This is a genomic window from Microvirga sp. 17 mud 1-3 (assembly GCF_003151255.1).
Taxonomy (GTDB): domain Bacteria; phylum Pseudomonadota; class Alphaproteobacteria; order Rhizobiales; family Beijerinckiaceae; genus Microvirga.
This window is the reverse complement of record NZ_CP029481.1, coordinates 2197439-2216011: the sequence shown is the minus strand read 5'-3', so window position 1 is coordinate 2216011 and position 18573 is coordinate 2197439. Positions and strand designations below refer to the sequence as shown.

General features: G+C 62.2%; 23 protein-coding genes. 5 read left to right on the top strand and 18 right to left on the bottom strand.

Features of this window, described 5'->3' with window-relative positions:
- Positions 1–230: 230 nt before the first annotated feature.
- Both rnk and C4E04_RS10490 read right to left on the bottom strand, forming a co-directional pair.
- On the bottom strand, positions 231–713 hold the full coding sequence (rnk, locus tag C4E04_RS10495) for a nucleoside diphosphate kinase regulator (protein ID WP_245416073.1): 483 nt from the start codon (positions 711–713) through the stop codon (positions 231–233).
- 302 nt (positions 714–1015) lie between these two features.
- Positions 1016–1324: a hypothetical protein gene (locus tag C4E04_RS10490; RefSeq protein ID WP_109597399.1), complete on the bottom strand. Its 309-nt coding sequence runs from the start codon at positions 1322–1324 to the stop codon at positions 1016–1018.
- A 122-nt stretch (positions 1325–1446) separates the two neighbouring features.
- Between C4E04_RS10490 and C4E04_RS10485 the strand changes: the two genes are divergently transcribed.
- Positions 1447–1944: a nucleoside deaminase gene (locus C4E04_RS10485; RefSeq protein ID WP_109597398.1), complete on the top strand. Its 498-nt coding sequence runs from the start codon at positions 1447–1449 to the stop codon at positions 1942–1944.
- On the opposite strand, the gene C4E04_RS10480 is transcribed toward C4E04_RS10485, so the two are convergent.
- The 3 genes from C4E04_RS10480 to C4E04_RS10470 form a co-directional block, all read right to left on the bottom strand.
- A complete protein-coding gene (locus tag C4E04_RS10480; RefSeq protein ID WP_109597397.1) occupies positions 1878–2459 on the bottom strand; it encodes a DUF488 family protein in 582 nt (193 codons plus the stop codon). The genes C4E04_RS10485 and C4E04_RS10480 overlap by 67 nt on opposite strands.
- Positions 2460–2466: 7 nt before the next feature.
- Complete coding sequence (locus C4E04_RS10475) at positions 2467–2907, bottom strand: PAS domain-containing protein (protein WP_109597396.1); 441 nt, start codon at positions 2905–2907, stop codon at positions 2467–2469.
- A 276-nt stretch (positions 2908–3183) separates the two neighbouring features.
- Positions 3184–4032, bottom strand: coding sequence for a LysR family transcriptional regulator (locus C4E04_RS10470; protein ID WP_109597394.1), 849 nt, complete (start codon positions 4030–4032; stop codon positions 3184–3186).
- 280 nt (positions 4033–4312) lie between these two features.
- Between C4E04_RS10470 and C4E04_RS10465 the strand changes: the two genes are divergently transcribed.
- Positions 4313–4648, top strand: coding sequence for a hypothetical protein (locus tag C4E04_RS10465; protein ID WP_109597393.1), 336 nt, complete (start codon positions 4313–4315; stop codon positions 4646–4648).
- Between the two features lie 10 nt (positions 4649–4658).
- Here the strand turns inward: C4E04_RS10465 and C4E04_RS10460 are convergent, their stop codons facing one another.
- From C4E04_RS10460 to C4E04_RS21395, 13 genes are all read right to left on the bottom strand, one after another.
- Positions 4659–5120, bottom strand: coding sequence for a hypothetical protein (locus tag C4E04_RS10460; protein WP_109597392.1), 462 nt, complete (start codon positions 5118–5120; stop codon positions 4659–4661).
- Positions 5121–5974: 854 nt separating this feature from the next.
- Positions 5975–6367 carry a nuclear transport factor 2 family protein gene (locus tag C4E04_RS10455; protein WP_109597391.1) on the bottom strand — a complete coding sequence of 131 codons (393 nt, stop codon included), beginning with the start codon at positions 6365–6367 and terminating at the stop codon, positions 5975–5977.
- A gap of 56 nt (positions 6368–6423) precedes the next feature.
- Positions 6424–8085, bottom strand: a complete 1662-nt coding sequence (locus tag C4E04_RS10450) for an FAD-dependent oxidoreductase (RefSeq protein WP_371681988.1) — start codon at positions 8083–8085, stop codon at positions 6424–6426.
- A gap of 393 nt (positions 8086–8478) precedes the next feature.
- Positions 8479–8955 carry a DUF2231 domain-containing protein gene (locus C4E04_RS10445; RefSeq protein WP_109597389.1) on the bottom strand — a complete coding sequence of 159 codons (477 nt, stop codon included), beginning with the start codon at positions 8953–8955 and terminating at the stop codon, positions 8479–8481.
- Between the two features lie 27 nt (positions 8956–8982).
- On the bottom strand, positions 8983–9093 hold the full coding sequence (locus tag C4E04_RS21730) for a sigma factor (RefSeq protein WP_371682062.1): 111 nt from the start codon (positions 9091–9093) through the stop codon (positions 8983–8985).
- A gap of 44 nt (positions 9094–9137) precedes the next feature.
- On the bottom strand, positions 9138–9686 hold the full coding sequence (locus tag C4E04_RS10435; protein WP_109597388.1) for a hypothetical protein: 549 nt from the start codon (positions 9684–9686) through the stop codon (positions 9138–9140).
- Entirely contained in the window at positions 9679–11481 is a 1803-nt protein-coding gene (locus C4E04_RS10430; protein ID WP_245416072.1) for a family 1 glycosylhydrolase, read from the bottom strand. The genes C4E04_RS10435 and C4E04_RS10430 overlap by 8 nt, the downstream gene beginning before the upstream one ends.
- Positions 11482–11571: 90 nt before the next feature.
- Complete coding sequence (locus C4E04_RS10425) at positions 11572–12102, bottom strand: plastocyanin/azurin family copper-binding protein (protein ID WP_371681987.1); 531 nt, start codon at positions 12100–12102, stop codon at positions 11572–11574.
- The gene (locus C4E04_RS10420; RefSeq protein WP_109597387.1) at positions 12099–12518 is read right to left on the bottom strand and encodes a DUF5602 domain-containing protein; all 420 of its coding nucleotides are present in this window, start codon (positions 12516–12518) and stop codon (positions 12099–12101) included. The genes C4E04_RS10425 and C4E04_RS10420 overlap by 4 nt, the downstream gene beginning before the upstream one ends.
- 141 nt (positions 12519–12659) lie before the next feature.
- A complete protein-coding gene (locus C4E04_RS10415; RefSeq protein ID WP_109597385.1) occupies positions 12660–13352 on the bottom strand; it encodes a CBS domain-containing protein in 693 nt (230 codons plus the stop codon).
- 130 nt (positions 13353–13482) lie between these two features.
- Positions 13483–13887, bottom strand: a complete 405-nt coding sequence (locus tag C4E04_RS10410; RefSeq protein ID WP_109597383.1) for a DUF488 domain-containing protein — start codon at positions 13885–13887, stop codon at positions 13483–13485.
- 62 nt (positions 13888–13949) lie between these two features.
- Entirely contained in the window at positions 13950–14282 is a 333-nt protein-coding gene (locus tag C4E04_RS10405; protein ID WP_109597381.1) for a carboxymuconolactone decarboxylase family protein, read from the bottom strand.
- Positions 14283–14284: 2 nt separating this feature from the next.
- Entirely contained in the window at positions 14285–14725 is a 441-nt protein-coding gene (locus C4E04_RS21395) for a hypothetical protein (RefSeq protein WP_245416285.1), read from the bottom strand.
- 305 nt (positions 14726–15030) lie between these two features.
- Between C4E04_RS21395 and ctaD the strand changes: the two genes are divergently transcribed.
- The 3 genes from ctaD (at position 15031) to C4E04_RS10385 (ending at position 18503) form a co-directional block, all read left to right on the top strand.
- Entirely contained in the window at positions 15031–16653 is a 1623-nt protein-coding gene (gene ctaD, locus C4E04_RS10395; protein WP_109597379.1) for a cytochrome c oxidase subunit I, read from the top strand.
- A 138-nt stretch (positions 16654–16791) separates the two neighbouring features.
- Complete coding sequence (locus C4E04_RS10390; RefSeq protein WP_109597377.1) at positions 16792–17223, top strand: DUF2231 domain-containing protein; 432 nt, start codon at positions 16792–16794, stop codon at positions 17221–17223.
- Entirely contained in the window at positions 17220–18503 is a 1284-nt protein-coding gene (locus C4E04_RS10385; protein ID WP_109597375.1) for a sorbosone dehydrogenase family protein, read from the top strand. Before C4E04_RS10390 ends, C4E04_RS10385 begins: the two co-directional genes overlap by 4 nt.
- Positions 18504–18573: the final 70 nt, after the last annotated feature.

The following is an 18573-nucleotide window of genomic DNA, read 5'->3' as shown; positions in this document are numbered from 1 at the left end:
CCGCCGTCATCCGATTGTTCCGCGGGCAGGTATCGCTCCGAGACGTGACGGCCCCGGGTAAGACCGGGGCCGTCCTGCCGCCGATGATGACGTGGTTCCGAGCTGACAGTCGGACACTCACTTCCGAACCTTGCGATCGTCAGAGGGACGCCGGATTCCCGAGTGAATGACCACCCGATAGATCAGGTAGCAGGCCACGATGAGCACAATGGAAATAAGCTCCTGGTCCATCATGACACTTCCCTCCATGGCTCGACGAAGTGTCCATGCGGCTGATAAAGGACGCGCAGCAGCGTCAGGCTGCGCCAGCCCTTGGGCGTCCGCCAGGTGATCGACTGGCCCTCGCCAAGGCCGATCAGCGCCGCGCCTTCCGGCGACAGCACCGAGACCCGGTCCAGCTCGCCATCGTCCTCGTCGGGGTAGACCAGCGTGGCACTCCGGACATCCCCGGTGACATCATCGCGGAACTCCACCCGCGCGTGCATCGTGGCCACGGACGGCGGAATGTCACCGGGCGTCACGACCGTCGCCCGGATCAGCTCGTCGGCCAGCATCGCCGCCGCCGAGCGGTCCTGCTCAAAGTTCAAGCCGAACGATGCGAGGAACGCAAGGCGGTCGTAATCGTCCGCCGAGATGGTCACCGGCGGAAGGCTTTCTTGGTTGGAGTCGTAGCTCGCGAAAGTGATGGGTGGAAGATGGTGCGGCGCGTTCACGAATACCTCCTTAGGAACGGTCATCCTGCAGCGGCGCTGGCGCGCGGTTCCGCAGGGCGAACAGACATGACGAGCCGGCATGCGCGAGGTGGCGCATGCAACGGCTCAACGATGGGTGGAGAAAGACTTCATGTCCCCGGAGTGCCAGCGACCACAGGCGGTCAAGCCAGCGTCCGGGGTTAGTTGCCTGATTTGAGGCAACCCGCGTGCGCCAAGGGGCGACGATGTTTCACGAGCATGGTCATGCTTGTTAAGATAACTATGGCGCCCACGAATACAAGCTTTCCAGCCTGCGTCAGCTGTCAACTTGCGGCGGACGTGCTTCGCATCGTGCGCATCAATGTGGACGGAGCACGGTTGGGGATCTGCCCTAAGGTGCGGTTCCGGCAACCCACGCCCGCCGAAAGGGCGACGCCGGATGGTCCGCGTCGCTCCGGCCGGCTCAAGCCTTCGCGGGGGTTAGCAAGCCCCAGGTCGTCGATCTTGGCTCGGACTTCGCTGATCAGGCGCTTCAGTTTGAGGCTGATCACCGAGGCGGGTGCGCTCTCCTTGACCAACGCAATCAGCGTTTGCACGGCTTCATAAGTCCAGTGGGATCCAGTCGGGGTCATGAACACCTCCAACTATGGTCCAAGCACCCCAAGAGGTAGGATAGGGCACACGAATCCAACAGCGGCGGTCACGGTCGCCGCTCTCGGTGCCCAGCTGTCCGTGAGAAGGGAGGAGGAACGACATGTCCACTGCCGAGCGCTTTTTGTGTGAGGCGATCGATCTGGCCCGTGAGAACGTCCGCAACGGCGGTCGCCCCTTCGGGGCCGTCCTCGTCAAGGACGACGTCGTGATCGCCACGGGCGTCATCGAGATTCACATCACGCATGACCCGACCACCCATGCCGAACTCCAGGCGATCCGAGCCGCGATCCGGGCGCTCGGTAGCCCCCGCCTCGATGGCTGTGTCATCTATGCCAGCAGTCATCCGTGTCCGATGTGCCTTTCGGCCATGCATCTCACGGGCATCCGCGAAGTGAGCTACGCCTATTACAACGAGGATGGCGAGCCGTACGGCTTGTCGACGGCGGCTATTTATGCCGAATTGTCAAAGCCGCTGGACGAGCAGTCGCTCGAGATCGCCTATGTGCCCGTTCGTCGCGAGAACGGGGATCTCTACGAGATGTGGCGCGACGCCGCCTCGGCTTCGCTTGATGGGTCCGGCTCCGGCAGGTCCGCGTAGACAATCCCATCAGTGGTCAACCGGGCGGCGGGTGTCATCGATGCGGGCCCGATCTTGCCAGGTCCGAGGATGTGGAACACTGAGTGGCCGGAGGCGAGCAGGTAATCGGCGACGATCCGGCGGTGGCAGCGCCACCACACCGCCTCGGCGCACATGATCGCCGTGATGTTCTCGCTGCCCAGGGTAGTCAGGCGGCCAAGCCCCTCCCGGAACCGGTCGGTCAGGGCATAGTCGGCGTAGTTCCGGAAGCTCGTGTTCTCCCAGAAGCTGTTAGGGGACGGCTCAGTCTGGCGCTGCCTGCCGCGCAACCCGCCGAGCTCGGCGATGTGCTCGTACCCAATCTGGTACTCCGCAAGGCTCTCGGGCAGGGTATCGCGGTTGAACTGCGGGTTCGTCCGAGAGCGCGGAACGGTCCGGACATCCACCACAAGCCCGACTTTCGCCTCGCGGAGGAGATCCGCGAATTCCGGAATAGTGCGGGTGGAATGCCCGATGGTGTAAAACGGGTTTGCCATTACCGGGTCAATGCGGGCTTGGTCGTGCGGTTGCCTCCGCCAACTTGTTCTTTAGGCCCCTGATTTCCTCGAAGCGGCTGGTCACGTCACGCATGACCGCGGCGAGGCCATGCATTTGGCCCTGCGCATCCTTGAGCGGCACGATGGTGAATTCCAGCGAGATGCGTTGGCCGTCCTTGCGGAGACCCGGCACCGACAGCAGATCGCCTTCGCCGTAATGGCTCTCGCCGGTTGCCATGATACGGCGGAAGCCCACCCAGTGGCGCGGGCGCAGGCGCTCCGGGATGATCAGGTCCAGCGACTGCCCGCGCGCCTCGTCGGCACGGTAGCCGAAGATCCGCTTGGCCCCGGGGTTCCACACCTGAATGATGCCGTCGCGGTCGGTCGCCACCACAGCATCAGTGGCCGCAGAAAGAATGGCATCGGCAGCAAGCCGGGAGATGTCCATTCAGGCCTCCTTTGCTGCCGAGGTCATGTGGGGCGGGCTGGGCAGAATGCCACCTCCGCTTCGGAGCAGATCCGCAGCCGGAACGGTGTTTCCTCTCCCAGACCATTCCAGGCTCATTTGATCGTCCACAGGGGAGCGCCTCTGAAGGCCTAGCACCTGACGAGCCGCGCTTCGGCACGGTAGAGCTCGTGCAACTCGCACCCAAATCTGCCCTGATGATACCCCATTCCTGATCAGCGACCAGAGAACCAAGCCTTTGCGCGAACCCCCGCTGCTTCACCCAGCTTTCATCCCTGAAATCGTGTGCAGGCCCCCCAAGGCAGGGCTCACCACCGACATATCCGCAGTGGCGGAATGCACCGCATAGACGGGATAGGAAAATTGGGGCGCGTCACGGACCAGGTGCAGCCGCCCGGATGCGATATAAGCCTCAACCGCGCTCATCCTAAAATAACCGGATCCGCCAACCTCAAGAACATAGTTGAGGGCGAGCGGACCGAGATCGATAAAGATATCCGGCACGACATCGGGAAAGTTCATGCCGTGGTGAAGCACGAAGTCCGGTCCCCAATCCATGTACACATAGTCGGTTCCGTCCTGGAGGCGTCCATCGGGGTTGGTTGTGAGGAGCACCAGCTTCTCCTCCCGCAGAAGATCGATTCTCAGTCCGGGCCGCTGCTGGGGCGCATACATGATGGCAACGTCGACAAGCCCAGACGCAACCTGATTGATCAAATCCTGTGGCACATCGACGTGCACGCGGAGGCTGATGTCGGGCATTGAATGGCGGATCCACTGAACCCAGTCCAGCAGAAGCGGCTGCCAGAGGCTGACCTCGCTGCCAATGGTCAACACCGCGCGGCGGCCGGGCGGCACCGCAACCTGATGAAGCGTGCGTTGCCACAACTGGACGAACATAGGTGCATGGCGCAGGAATTGCTCGCCTGCTGGGGTCAGCGAGGCTCCGCCCTTGTGGCGAACGAAAAGCTGCCGCCCAAGCTGCTGTTCCAGATTGCGAACCCGCGCGCTGACCGTGGTCTGGCTGACGTTCAGCCTCTCGGACGCACGAATGAAACTTCCAGTCGAAACGATCTCAAGGAACGTTCGGGCGAGTTCGATGTCCATAGAATATATAACAATAAAATTGCACTCAAATGTCAATCACATTCGTTTGGCCTATGATTGGGCATCGTGTAGAGTTACCATTCAAACCTTGAGCGTATTGCGTCTCCCTGATGGCAATGGGCTTGTGCCGGTTCATGGAGCATATCGTGAGTGCTGCGTCGCAGCAGAGAAACCGTGATCGGGCCGCGCCGGCAGTCTCGCCTGGAACGCCGATCCGGGATCATGAAGCCGCCGCGCCCAGGCGAAAGGGTGGCTCTGGGCAGGCGTCGGGCTCTCGCTCATGCTGCACGGGGCCGTTGTCTCCATACTTTTCCTGCAGGAGGTGTTCTCGACGGCGAGCCTGAGCCTTGGTGACTGGTTGCTCTGTGCGGCGGTTGCGAGTTCGGTGCTGTGGCTGCGCGGCGCCAGCAAACCTGCGGTTCGCAACGCGAGCCCAGGCCAGGCCAGACAGCGCGGATCGCCTGACGGGGAAAGAAGGTGGGGAAGCGGGGCCCCGAAGCTTCATCATACCATTAAAACGCTCCGAAACCGACAAGGCAGCCCATGGCCTGCGTACCAGTCTCATTCCGGAAGAGAGTTGCCCCAGGTGCTCTGGGCTGGCTGCCATCCGCGATAGGCACGCAACCTCAGAGCAAGGCAACCGCGACGGGAAATGCCATCAATGCACCAACGATCATGCAGGCTGCGACGAGCGATGCCCTCTGGCCCGCCAGCCCACGCACTTTCGACGCGACAGCGCCTGCGGCCATCGTTTGCCCATTGAGACATGAACACAGCACGTAATGAGCGTCGCACTCCCAGAGGCCGAAGAATGTTATCGCGTCGGCGAGGGTGTCGCTTTTCAGGCCTTCGGACCGCAGGACCGGATCTTCGAATGCGACGGTCAGCGCCGAGTTGTCCGCCCGCAGAATGTCGTGCTGGCGCCCGTGTTTCGTTTCAATCTCCGATAAGGTCTGGATCTGCCGGTCGGGGTCTGCCTCCAGCAGCATGGCCCAACGTTTAATCCGTTCATCACGCGTCATCGCCAGCGGCGGGGTTGACCGAACCTCCGACGCGCTGCGCACTTCACTGATGGGTTGGTATTTCATGATGGCCTCCAAGCTGCCCTGCAGCAACGGTGGCAACCCTGCCAATCACGAGAGCGGTGCCGCAGGAACTCCTGAAGCCAGAGTAAGTCGTCAGCCCAAGACAGAAAAATGAATAATTTTGCGAAATCACTGCAAGAATTCCGCTTGTCAGCTTCGGTCTCATGGCTTTGCTGGCAGCAACGTAGCTGAACCGTTCAGATCAATAAAATTGCTCTCAAAGGCCAAATGAATTCATTTGGCGCTCGAGCATGATGGGCGCACACTTCCTCGGACTTGACGCTTGTAAGCCTGACCCTGGCCATACTCGGACCAGTGTATAATTCAGGCGCGGGATAAGGAGAAGCATCATGCGAACAATCCGGAGAGCCCGTGCGGTCATGTTAACGGGCACGCCTGACCACGAAGTCTGGATGCACTTGGCCCTTAGCGGCAGTGCCTTCATTTTCATTCTCTGGTACATCCTCGCATCTTGATAGGCCACTGGCATTGTCCCCAGCGCCGGGGCAAGCAATAGAATACGAGGTGGGTTGCTGACGAAACAGCGGGCCTGAAGGCTGTGATGGATGATCAGGAGGTCGTGCGATCTGTGATCGCCAACGCCATGCAGTTTGCCGTCCAAGGTCCAAGTCCCCGCAGCGGCGCTGCAATCAGAGGGGCGCTTGGTTCCGACGAGAGTATGAGCATTGCAGCAGCAGTCCTGACGGCTCTTGCGGAACAGGGGTTCCATGTCGTCCGAGTGCCCGCGGGGTTTCCGCTGTTCTCAAGCGACGGCGAGCGGCATTATCAACCAAACACAGCTTTTCCTTTGCAGCTAAACTTTTGCACTACGTCTGTGGCCGAGTTCGCATTTCGATCTACCCGTGCAGCAGATCTGATGACTGCCAGGCTAGTAACCTCCATTTATGACCACGCTCTCGCCACACCCGCATATTCCTGTGAAGAAACACGTCCTGCTCCAGACCGATGCGAGCGTGTCCACGCATCATCCCAACGAGGATCACCAAGTCGCCGTCGACTCGGCAATCCGTTTCTGTGAGGTCAAGATCGGTTGAGTAAGTTAGCTCATGGGAGCGAACAGCAGTAAGATAGGATTGTTTATCAAAGATCTTTCCCCTGTTGCTGATATAAATGAACTTGTCATCCAATATCAGCGCCATGGCATCGGCGTCATTAGTGCGGATGGCTTGAAGACGGACTTGCTCCAGCTGCCTTACGGAATCAAGAGCGGTCTGATCTGGATTGCGCATTGTGGCTCCTGAATATAGCCGTTTCCGAAACTGGCAGATGTAAAATTAGCCTTTTGTTATCTTCGCTCAGCCATCACTCGCTCAAACTCGACCTCCGCCTGTACCCCTTCGAGGTCCCGGTGAACGACCGCCATCGCCAACTTCTCGGCGCCACGTCGATACGTGATCGTGCAGTCCCTCGCGGCAAGCTGACCCTCGACCTCCACCGTGTCCCATCGTTCGGCATGACCGACGTAGCCGAGACTGAAGTCATACTGTTCGGTCCAAAAGAACGGAACGCAGTCGAAGCGTTCACGCTGTCCGAGAATGTTGCGCGCCGCGGTCTGGCCCTGGCGTTCGGCCACAACCCAATGCTCGACGCGGATGTCCTCCCCCGTGAGCCGATCCGGCCAGCGCGCGATATCGCCGGCCGCGAAAATGTTCGCTGCGCTCGTTTGCAGGTACGCATCCACCGCGACGCCCCGATCGATAGCGAGGCCTGCCTGCTCCGCCAGGGCGAGGACCGGTCTGACACCGATTCCCACCACGACGAGATCGGCATTGAGCCTTGCTCCGCTGGCCAGCGTGACGCATTGCTCGTCGATGGACCTCACCGTCGTCTCGAGGTGGAAGACCACTCCGTGGCCTTCGTGCAACCTGCGTACGAAGGTGCCGACCTCCGCTCCGAGCACACGTTCCATAGGGATGCTGTCCGGCGCGACCACATGGACCTCGACATCGCGTGCGCGGAGCGACGCTGCGACCTCCAAGCCGATAAAGCTCGCGCCGATCACCACGACCTGCCGTGAGCTGTGAGCCCTAGCGACCAGGGCGCGGCTGTCGGCCAATGTCCGCAGATAACGCACATGGGGCAGGTCGGTGCCTGGAACATCAAGGCGCACCGGCTCGGCACCGGTGGCGAGGAGCAGTGCGTCATACGGATAGCTGCTGCCGTCCACGAGATGCACAACGCTCGCACCCCGATCAATTGTGGCAACGCGCGCGTTCAGCTTCAGATCGATATCGTTCTGCTCGTAGAACTCCAATGATCGTAAGGGATTGGATGCATCCGACGCGGTGCCGGCGAGAAATCCCTTCGACAGGTTGGGCCGGTCACAAGGAACCGACTCATCGGCACTCAACATTGTGAGACGACCAGAATAACCCTCGCGGCGGAGCATTTCCGCGGCCGCATTGCCCGCCGCACCACCGCCCACACTCACGACAGATTTCGGCGTGTCGGACCTAACGGGGGGTGGTGTTTCCGTAGTCCGTTCGAGCTTCTCCCTAACATAAATGACGCCGTGTTGCCGTTCGACCCGCCAACAGGAGACAGGGTTCAAGGCAGGGGCGCGTAAGGCCTCGCCGGTACGCAAGCAGAACGCAGCATGATGCCAGGGACAGCGGACCGTGTTGCCAACGAGCAAGCCGTCCTTGAGGGGAGCGCCGTAGTGTGTGCAGGCAGCGCCTATCGCGAACACCTCATCGCCACGCCGCGCCAGCAGAACAGCCTTGCCCCCGGCGTGACCTGCGAGCATGCCACCGTCTTCCAGATCGTCGAATGCAACACCTTGGGCAAGATCCGGATTACTGGAGCTTGCGGGCTTGGCCTTCACCTGGTCAATCACGCTATAAGTTCCCATGATCGATCTCCCGAACTCTCGGGCGTACACCCAAAACGCGAGCATGCGCTCGGTTATCAGCGTGCAGGCGCCTGTAAGAGGATTGGCGCCGCTCATCAGATTAACTTTCGTCAGGCAAGCTCTTCCTGCCCTCGGCGAAGTCCGGCCCGGGTGTCAATCAACCCAATGTGGTCTTCGACAGCAGCGCATTGAACCCGATGATCACCATCGGCCTGTTCACTTCAAGTGACAAACGAATTTGTTTGCCGCTTTGAAGCAGTATCATTGGTGACTATCGCGGAAGAGGTCTAAGCGGACCGCAATCCAACGTTGCCAGCCAGAGCGGTGCTGCCCTTGTTCATCTATAGAGGACGAGGGATTGCACCTCATTTGCATAGGTCGCCAGCAGTTCGAGGCCGCCGCGCGTCATTACTCGTGGACTGCAGGGTACGCTGCATGACCGGCGACCTCGGCGGCCGTCAGTTGGTGGCACGGCGCCGAGCGTTCGGATCAGCTTCCTTGATCCGAGACGGCGACCCGGTGACGGTAGACCATCTCCCACCCGCGCCAACCTGTGTAGAGCAGGAGGAGAACCACGACGAGCGAGATGAGAAGCCCGGTCGGCAGCACGGCGGCATCGCCGGCCTCGTAGCGGCGATACCAGTTCCACAAGGAGAGAAGGACCACAACGACGTTGCCGATCATGTGGTGCCAGGCCGCCGACAGGCCGCGGATACGCCGGTCCCCCATGAAGTCGGTCAGGCCGGCAAGGGCCGCAAGGGCCGCCATGATGAGCGCAGCGCCCAGGAGATACAGCGAGGCCGTGCTCCAGGCGCTGTTGCCCGTGTTCCAGAAGAGCAGGTCGCACACGAGGGTGGCCACGAGAAAGGCGATCGGGAAGGGGATCAGCATCGGGTGCAGCGGATGTCCGGCGATCTGCGCTGTGCTCTGGGGATTGCGGTCTCGTACAGGGTTCTCGGCTCGCATGGCGTTCTCCTCGTTCAGCGGGAAGTTTCAAAGTGGTCCCTTTGATCGGACGGCGTCGCAGGTTGAGAAGGCGCGAACATAGGCCTTTTGGACCACGTCCTCCGCCTCGGCATCGTCGTTGAGTACGCTGCGGGCCACGTGGTAGAGGTACTTGGAACGGCTTGTTCGGCTGGAGCGTCCGATCACGGTGATGAGCCCTTCGATGACGGCAGCGGACGAAGCAGCTGAGATTGAGCCACCGCCTCCGGTCCCGTGCGTTTTGATGCGGAGCCTGATTGGCTCACCAAGCTCGCACGGAGATGGCGGTGGATGAGGGGGAACACCACCCCCATCCCCAGCCCCCAGAGCAATTGAGCCAACAGCAGCCCAGCGGCGGGGTAGCCGTGCAGGATGGGGTGGTCCGGAAGCCATTGCAGCAGCGGAACCGGCCCAAGCATCCAGAGGACAAAACCGAACGCCATCCCGAACAGCCAGCCACCGCGCGGGTCATTGGCCGCGCGCTGGAACAACCAGCCGTATAGGATCCCGCCGAGAAGCATCAGGGCAACGTAGGCGAGAGCGGCCGCGAACACCGATGTGCCGGCTGCCCGGGCAGGCGCGTCGAGTGCCTGGAACCCGGCGAGGATCGCTAACGCTGGAACAGTGGCGGTCACGCCTGCGATAGCGCCGGTCAAGAGTGGTCGCTGCGTCGGGCCGGCATCGAGGCCATGGGCTTGCAGCATCCTAAGCATGGATTCTTCTTGTCTCCCAAGTTGCGGCTTCCGCGGCCTCTTCCAGCACGGTCCCGATGGTTGGGGCCCTGGCGAGGTCGGCGCCGAAGAGGCGTACGAGGTGCTGGTAAGCAAGGCCGACGGTTCGCGGATCGCGGTTGAGGTCGAACAGGCCGACCGGATTGACGTTGCCGAGCTGCTCCCGCAGGGCGATGTCCCAGTCGACCTGATCCGTGAGCGAGTACCAGGTGAAGCCAACCACCGGCACGCCGGTTTGACGGATGAGCTGCACGTTGTGCCACTGGCGCCAGAGCCAACGCGGCCCGTCGCGGGCATCCATGCGGTTGGTCTCGGTGTGCATCATCGGCCGGCGATAGCGCTGATAGTATTGGCCGGCGATGGCATACCACCCGAACAGCTCACCCAGCGCCTGCGCCCGGCCATTGCTGTCGATGAGCTTCTCGTTCCACTCGTAGTAGTCAACACCGAGGATCGACCTCTGGCGCACGTCCTGCTGCATGAACCACGCATACTCCTCAGATGGCATGCCGTGCTGGAGGAGGTAGGCGCGCGTGTCCTCGTGCACCGGACGGGCGTAGAGGAGATCCAACGGCAGGAACCGCCGTTCGTTCTCGAAGGCGGCGATGCGGCGGATCTCTGGATCGGGACAGCAGGGCTGGTAGAACTCGCCGCTCTCGCTGTTGATGAACACGGCATCGGGGCGCTCGGCTGCAATCGCCTGCATCATCAGCACGCTGGCTCTTGCCAGATGGCGCACCGCCGTGACGAAGGCACGCTCGTCCCGGCACTGCTCGTTCCAGAGGCCATCCAACGCGCTGAGTTTGGCGCACACATACATCTCGTTCACGGGCGTGTAGAACCGCACCCACGGATAGCGCCGGGCGAAGGCCCGGGCATAGTCGGCGAGCGCTTGCGGCACCTCCGGGTTCTGAAAGTTTTGCAGCCAGTCGGGCAGGCCGAAGTGGCACAGGTCCATGATCGGCACGATCCCGAGCCGTTGCATCTCGGTGCCCACCTCGTCCAGGAATGCCCAATCATATTGGCCTCGACCCCGATGGATCAGATGCAGGGGAGGGCCGTAGCGCAGATAGCGCAGGCCGAGATCCCGCACGAGCCGAAGGTCGGTGCGCCAGTGGCGATAATGGCCGCAGGCCGCCATCTGGTCCATGCGCCAGCGCCCACCCTCAAGGGTGGGATAGCTGCACTCGATGCCGGTCGCGAACATGAACCGATGTTCGGCTATCTTGGGAGCCGCATCGGAGGACGGACGCGAGTTGCCGAGCTGGCGAACCAGGAGTGGCGGCCGGTTCGACGGAAAGCCAACTGGCCGGGTGTAGAGCAGGCCCAGCACCGTGCCCCAGATCAGGTGGCCAGCCGCGATGGAGAGCGGTTCGTGCACGCCGCCGCTCAGCCCGAACAGGCCGGAGGAAGAGAACTGGCCGCTTTGGACGAGCGGGTGCATGAGGTCGAACTGCGGGTGCATGATGAAGATCGCCAGCGGCATCGGCACGAAGGCGAACACAAGACCTTGCAGGGCAGGGCGGAGCGGCAGGACGGACCAGAAGAAGTAGGCGTAGAACACGGCCCAGATCGCGCCGACGAGCAGGTGAACCGCCATGCCGGCCAGCCAAGCCTCCCATGCCGGCGCGTGGGGGAGGACCAAGGTCCCGAGCGTCATGACAAGGTCAAAGAACGGTACACCTGCCCAGATCAGCACCCGGGCGATGGCTTCCCAGGCAACAGCACCTGCCATGCCGGCGAGAACCGCCTTCGAGTAGGCAACCGAGCGGATCATGGCGCCCTCCTCAGTGCCTGGTAGGACTTTAATGGCTAACCATTGGATCGGAAGAAACCAGGAAGGTTCCCGCCGATGTCGGTTCAGTCCTTACGTGCGCCTGACGATGCCGCGGCGCATGATGTCATCGACGGCCGGAAAGGCTTGGAGCGCGATGTCAGGGATGGGTTCCCCACCCGCCGCCTGCGCCGACACGCTGGCTGCCGGAGGCGGGCCGGGTTGACCGACGATGATCCGCCCCACCATGCCAGCATGCTCGTGTGGGATGCAGAAGAAGTCATACACGCCTTCGACAGTCAGCGTGACCGAGAAACTCTCGTTCGGCAGCAGGTAGTCCGAATTCCAGGGCTCCGCCCCTTCAGGGATGCGCCGCGGATGTTCGAAGTTCGTCGGATGATAGGCCGTGGCCGTGTGGGAGTTGCCGGGATCCAGGTTGATCCAGCGGACCGTTTGTCCGGGCGCGATGCGCAAGCCGATTGGATCGAACCACACCTGCGAGCCATCGGTGTTGCCCTGCATCCGGATCTCGACTGGTTCGCCAGCCCGCGAAAGCCGGGGCCATGCCAGACCGGCGAGGAGTCCCCCGCCGATCTGCAGGACGCTTCTGCGCGAGATGATCACTTTCCGGCCACCCGCTGCTCGTCGGCCTTGGGAACATGCCAGAGCACGACGTGGACGTGGGGCTTCTCCACGCCCGGATGGCCGGCGTTGAAATAGACATCGACATGATCGACCTTGCCGCCAGGCGCGGCGAGATCATCGAAGCGTTTGTCCTTGTTCGACAGGTCCTCGATGGGCAGCATGTAGACGGTGCTGACGAGCCGTCCGTCACGGTCATAGGCCAGGAAAGGCCCGGCTGGCAGAGTCTTGGGGTCGACATAGAGCTGGCCGAGTCCCGGCAGGAAGTCCGGCAGCTTCACGAGGTCGCTCACCTTCTTGTAAGCGCCCGAAGGCGGCACCTTCTCGACTTGGTCGGCGGCCAAGGCCGGCATGGCGAGTGCAGCAGTGAGAGCGATGGCGGCAACGCGGGCAAGCATGAGATCCTCCATGGGGACAGCTGAAAACGCGGGTTACGCAAAGCATTGGATGGTGGGCCGATCAAAAGGTTCCCGCCGCACTGAAGTCCTTGGGACGAACCCGACTGTGTCGAGCAGCAGGGAGGACAAGCCTTCGCGCACTCAGAAGACGTAGGAGGCGGGCGGTACTATCGAGAGGTGATCCTCCACAGCCCTCACGCCGGCCTGGTTCTCCGCAGCGAGGCGAATGGCGTGCCGTTCCTCGTCCGACTGGACAATGCCGAACAGGTGAACGACGCCATCCTCAACCACGATGTTCTTCGACAGGAGATAGGCCCAGGGCTGTCCTTCGAGTTCCTCGTTCAGCCGCTCCCGGATGATGCGGTCGGCAACGTTCATCGGCTTCGACAGGTCGGTGGTCGCCAGGACCTGAAGCAGGTTGCTTCTGGTCACGATGCCGACGAGCCTCCCGTCCCGCAGCACCGGAACGCGCTTGATCCGGTGTTGCTCCAGAGCGCGGGCTGTGTCGGCGACCGACGTGGTCTCCAGGACCGTGACCACGTCTATCGTCATGATGTCGCTGGCCCTCCGACCATGTGATTTGGCGTAGTGCTGAGCCAGCACGGTGGGACCGTTCAGAAAAGTCTGCCACCAGGAGCGGCGCTGTTCACCGACCAATTGGGCATGCCCGATCAGGTCGCCTTCGCTGACAATGCCGAGCAGTTGCTCCTCGTCGTCGACCACCGGAACCCCGCTGATGTGATGGTCGCAGAGCAACTTGGCGATCTCATGGATTGACGTCTCGGGCCTGACCGTAACGACCGCTCTCGTCATCACATCTGCGGCGGTGAGCATGCCTGCCTCCTCTTGGTCTGCGCTGACGAGAGGCTTGTGAAGGTATGCCGGTCATCGGCGCCATCGGTCCACAGGCAAAAGGTACGCTTGGTCAGGGTATGTGGCAAACGAATAGCTTTGCCGCTTCAAATCACTTTTTTTGCTCCTTGGCTGCTTTTCGGTTTGTCCCGTCGTGCAGAATGACGTTCCTGAGGACAACGGCATCGTTGTGCACCTCGTCATGGGCGGAGAACACCAGGGTGATCCGGCCCTTGCGGGCGCGGGCCCGCAACTCCTCCACCAGATCTTGATGGTCATGTATCTCGGCAGCATAGCGGCGGCAGAACTCGTGCCATCGGTCGGGGTCATGGCCAAACCAGCGGCGCAACTCGGTGCTGGGCGCGATGTCTTTCATCCAATCGTCGAGAGCAAGGGCCTCTTTGGAGATCGCACGCGGCCAGAGCCGGTCGACGAGAATGCGGGCACCGTCGTCGGGCGACGGCGGCTCATAAGCCCGCTTCAGTTGCACGTTGTTTTCCGGAACCCTTACGCTCATTGGAATGCTCCAGGCCAGAGATCAGCGGCAGGGCGCACCATGGCCGTCTCATCGCGCATTCCCTACCGATCCTCGGACAGAGAGGCGATCATGATGGCGGCATGGGCGTAGGCCGCTCCGGCCCGCATCTCCGCCGCGACCCAGACCGCCTCCATGAGCTCCTGCGCGGTCGCGCCCGCACGCTGGGCCGCTTTGGTGTGCCCCACGATGCAGTAGGGACATTGAGTGACGTGTGCGACGGCGACGGCAATCAACTGCTTTGTCTTGGCGTCCAGAGCACCATCCGCGAACACCTGGCGTCCGAAGGCCTGGAATGCAGCCTGCGTGTCGGGCGCGAGGTCCCGGCGTTTGCGGGCTGCCTCAGGAGACGGCTGCGGGTATAGTGTGGCGGTCATGGTCATTTCCTCACGAAACGGAAGCCGGCGTCGTCGATCGGGACGGACAGGGACGATGCCCGGCCATGAGGCGTTCCGACCTCAAGCTCCAGTTTCACCTGAACGGGAATAAGTCGGATCTCGGACGGGTGCGCCGGCGCCTTCCGGCGAGGATCCTTGTCGCTGGCGGGCACGCCTTCGACAGACGCTGTCGCACTGCCTCGGCGGGCCTTCAGGTGAAGGTCTGCCACGTTGATGAGTTGGAAGAGATAGAAGCCGTTCCACTGAACACTTGCTTCCGCCGCTTCGTGGTTGAAGCTCAAGGGGCCGATGGCACTCTCGTTGACCCGTCCGACGAACTCCCATGGCGGGCCGGTGATGAACGATGGCACCGGTCGATCTTCCGGAACAGCGCAGATGAGTTCATCCCGATCCGCGCGGCGGAACAAGTTGTAGGTTCGCATGGCCAACCTCCCGTTGTCGCGACCCCCCTCAAGCGCGAGGGTGGACCAGCCGGTGGGCCTAAGATGCGACTTGGTCCCTTCGACAACATCAGCAAAGCTCGTCCCAACGAGGCTATGTGGCAAACGAATTCTTTTGAATGTTCCGCGCGGAATTTCTGCATCTTCACAGATCTGCTTGCAGCCGGGACAGCAATCCCGAGCTGATCCGGCAGCTAACAATATTTTTGCATTTATTCAGCAAAAGAATTTATTTGCCAGACTGATAGTGATGCTCAAACGTGGTCATGGTTCGAGAGTGCCTCTTCATGCCCGATAGAGTTCAGCCGCTCGCAGTTCACGCCGAGACCCATGGGATTCCCTCGTTTTGGCGCCGGTGGTTCTACTCCACGAACCATAAGGACATCGGCAGTCTCTACCTGATGTTCGGCTTCACGGCCGGCATCATCGGCGGTCTGCTCTCGATCGGCATGCGCCTGGAACTCCAGGAGCCCGGCCTCCAGTACTTCTCCAATCCGCAGGCCTACAATGTCTTCGTGACTGGCCACGGCCTCATCATGATCTTCTTTGTTGTCATGCCCACCCTCATCGGCGGCTTCGGCAACTGGTTCGTGCCGCTGATGATCGGCGCGCCGGACATGGCGTTCCCGCGGATGAACAACATCTCGTTCTGGCTGCTCGTGGCGGCGTTTGCCTTGATGCTCTGCTCGCTGTTTACCGAGGGCGCGCCGGGCTCGACCGGCTTCGGCGGCGGCTGGACGGCGTACCCACCGCTCTCCGTGGTCGGCCACCCCGGCCCAGCCTTTGATTTTGCGATCTTCGCTATTCATCTTTCGGGCGCATCTTCGATCCTGGGTGCGATTAACTTCATCACCACGATCCTCAACATGCGCGCTCCGGGCATGACGCTGCACAAGATGCCGCTATTTGCCTGGGCCATGCTCGTCACCGCGTTCCTGCTGCTCATATCGCTCCCGGTTCTCGCGGGGGCGATCACGATGCTGCTGACCGACCGCAACTTCGGCACGACCTTCTTCGACCCGTCGGGCGGCGGCGACCCGATTCTGTACCAGCACCTGTTCTGGTTCTTCGGCCATCCCGAAGTGTACATCATGATCCTGCCGGCCTTCGGCATCGTGTCCCACATCATCTCCACCTTCTCCAAGAAGCCGATCTTCGGCTATCTCGGCATGGCCTACGCCATGGTGGCGATCGGCGTGGTCGGCTTCGTCGTGTGGGCGCACCACATGTTCACGGTCGGCCTGTCGCTCCAGACGCAGGCCTACTTCGTGTTCTCAAGCATGGTGATCGCGGTGCCCACCGGCGTGAAGATCTTCTCATGGATCGCCACGATGTGGGGTGGCTCCATCCGCTTCACGGCGGCGATGTGCTGGTCCATCGGCTTCATTTTCGTCTTCACCGTCGGCGGGGTCACCGGCGTCGTGCTGGCGAACGCTCCTGTCGACCGCTACATGCACGACACCTACTACGTGGTGGCCCACTTTCACTACGTGCTGTCGCTCGGCGCCGTCTTCATCATCTTCGCGGGCATCTACTACTGGTTCCCGAAGATCACCGGCTACGTGATGCCCGACTGGGTCGGCAGGCTGCATTTCTGGATCGCCTTCATCGGCGCCAACCTGCTGTTCTTCCCGCAGCACTTCCTCGGCCTGTCCGGCATGCCGCGCCGCTACGCGGATTATCCGGACGCCTTCGCGGGCTGGAACCTGGTCTCCTCGATCGGTTCCTACATCTTCTTCGCCGGTCTGTTCGTCTTCATCTTCGGCGTGGTCTACGCCTTCGTCCGCAAGGAGAAGGCCGCCGACAATCCGTGGGGTGAGGGTGCGACGACCCTGGAATGGACCCTGTCCTCTCCGCCTCCGTACCACCAGTTCGAGACCCTGCCGAGGGTCGTTGATACCCGGCACTAGAGAAGAGACTAGCTGTATGGGCACAGCCACGAGGCCGTGGATTGCTTCCGAAACTTACCGACTGCCGATGCATTGATCCATCGACCCCTTCGCCGAATGCCGGTCACGCGATCGGGTTCAGAAACGAGAGGAGACACTGTGGTTGCCCTATCCAGCCCGGGGGCTCTGAGGCCGCTTCACCCCCTTCACGCCATCCTGCTCGCCTTTCCGCTTCCCTTGTTCCTGGGCGCACTGCTCAGCGATCTCGCTTACCGGTCGACCTTCCATGTGCAGTGGGCGAATTTCTCGTCCTGGCTCATCGCCGGCGGACTCGTTGGCGGTGGCTTCGCCGCGCTCTGGGCCCTGGTCAATCTCTTTCGCCGCGGAACGGCCAGCAAGGGGCGATTGGCGGTTTATTTCCTTGTGCTGCTAGCCATGTGGGTCCTCGGCTTCGTCAACGCCCTCGTCCACGCGAAAGACGCCTGGGCGACCATGCCAGAGAGCCTCTATCTTTCGGTGATCGCGACGCTGCTGGCCCTCGTGGCCGCCTGGATCGGCTATTCCGGATTCCGCACCGGAGAAGTGACATGATCCGCCCCTTCCTCCTGATCGGTGCCCTTGGCATTGCCCTATCCGCCTGCAACGACGAACCCAGGCCGGTGCAATACGGCTCCAACCCGGACCTGCCCGAACCGCAGCGTGGCTTGTTGCCCTCCATGAAGATCCCGAGGCCGGCCAATTGGGGAACCGACCTCCCGAAGGTGCCGCAGGGCTACAGGATCCAACCCATCGCCACCGACCTCAGGATCCCGCGCCAGACCCTGGTCCTCCCGAACGGCGACATTCTGGTCGCGGAGGGATCGGGCGGCTACGCGCCGACCTTACGTCCCAAGGACCTGATCGCGGGCTACATCAAGAGCCTCGGCAAGAGTTCGGTCAAGGGCGGCGACCGGCTGACGCTGCTGCGTGACGGCGACGGCGACGGCACCTACGAGATGCAGGGCGTCTTCGCCGACAAGCTCAACGCACCCTATGGCCTCGCGTTGGTCAACGGCGCCATCTACGTCGCCAACCAGGATGCGCTGGTGCGCTTCGACTACCGTGACGGCCAGACCCAGGCGAGCGGGCCGCCGACGAAGGTCACGGACCTGCCTGCGGTGATCAACCACCACTGGACGAAGTCGATGGCCGCCAGCGCCGACGGGCGCTTCCTCTATGTCGGCATCGGCTCCAACAGCAACATCACCGAGCGCGGGATGGATGCCGAGGAGGACCGGGCGATGGTCTGGCAGATCGACGTCCAGACGGGAATGCACAGACCCTACGCCACCGGACTTCGCAACCCCACGGCCCTCGCCATCCAGCCGGGAACGGGCCAGCTCTGGGCGGTGGTGAACGAACGGGACGAGATCGGCCCCAATCTCGTGCCGGACTATCTCACCTCCGTGCGGGAGGGCGCCTTCTACGGGTGGCCCTACAGCTATTGGGGTCAGAACGTCGACCCGCGGGCCCAGCCGCAGGATCCGGAGATGGTCGCCGCCGCGATCCGCCCGGACTACAGTCTGGGGTCGCACGTGGCGGCGCTCGGCGTGTCCTTCTCGAACCCGGCCATGGGCGCGGACTTCGCCGACGGGGTGTTTGTGGGCGAGCACGGCAGCTGGAACCGCAGCGTGCCGGTCGGCTACCGGGTCATCTTCGTGCCGTTCCGCGACGGGAAACCCGCCGGAGAACCGATCGACTTCGTGTCCGGGTTCCTGGTCAACGACGGCAACACGCGGGGACGGCCGGTCGGGGTGACGGTGGATCCCCGCGGCGCCCTGATCGTCGCTGACGACATGTCGAATACGATCTGGAGAGTGACGAAAAACTGATCCAAATCTCAAAACGCTTGCGATCGGCTGCGGCGAAGATGGCAGGCGGCCGGATGGATCGGAGGGCCAC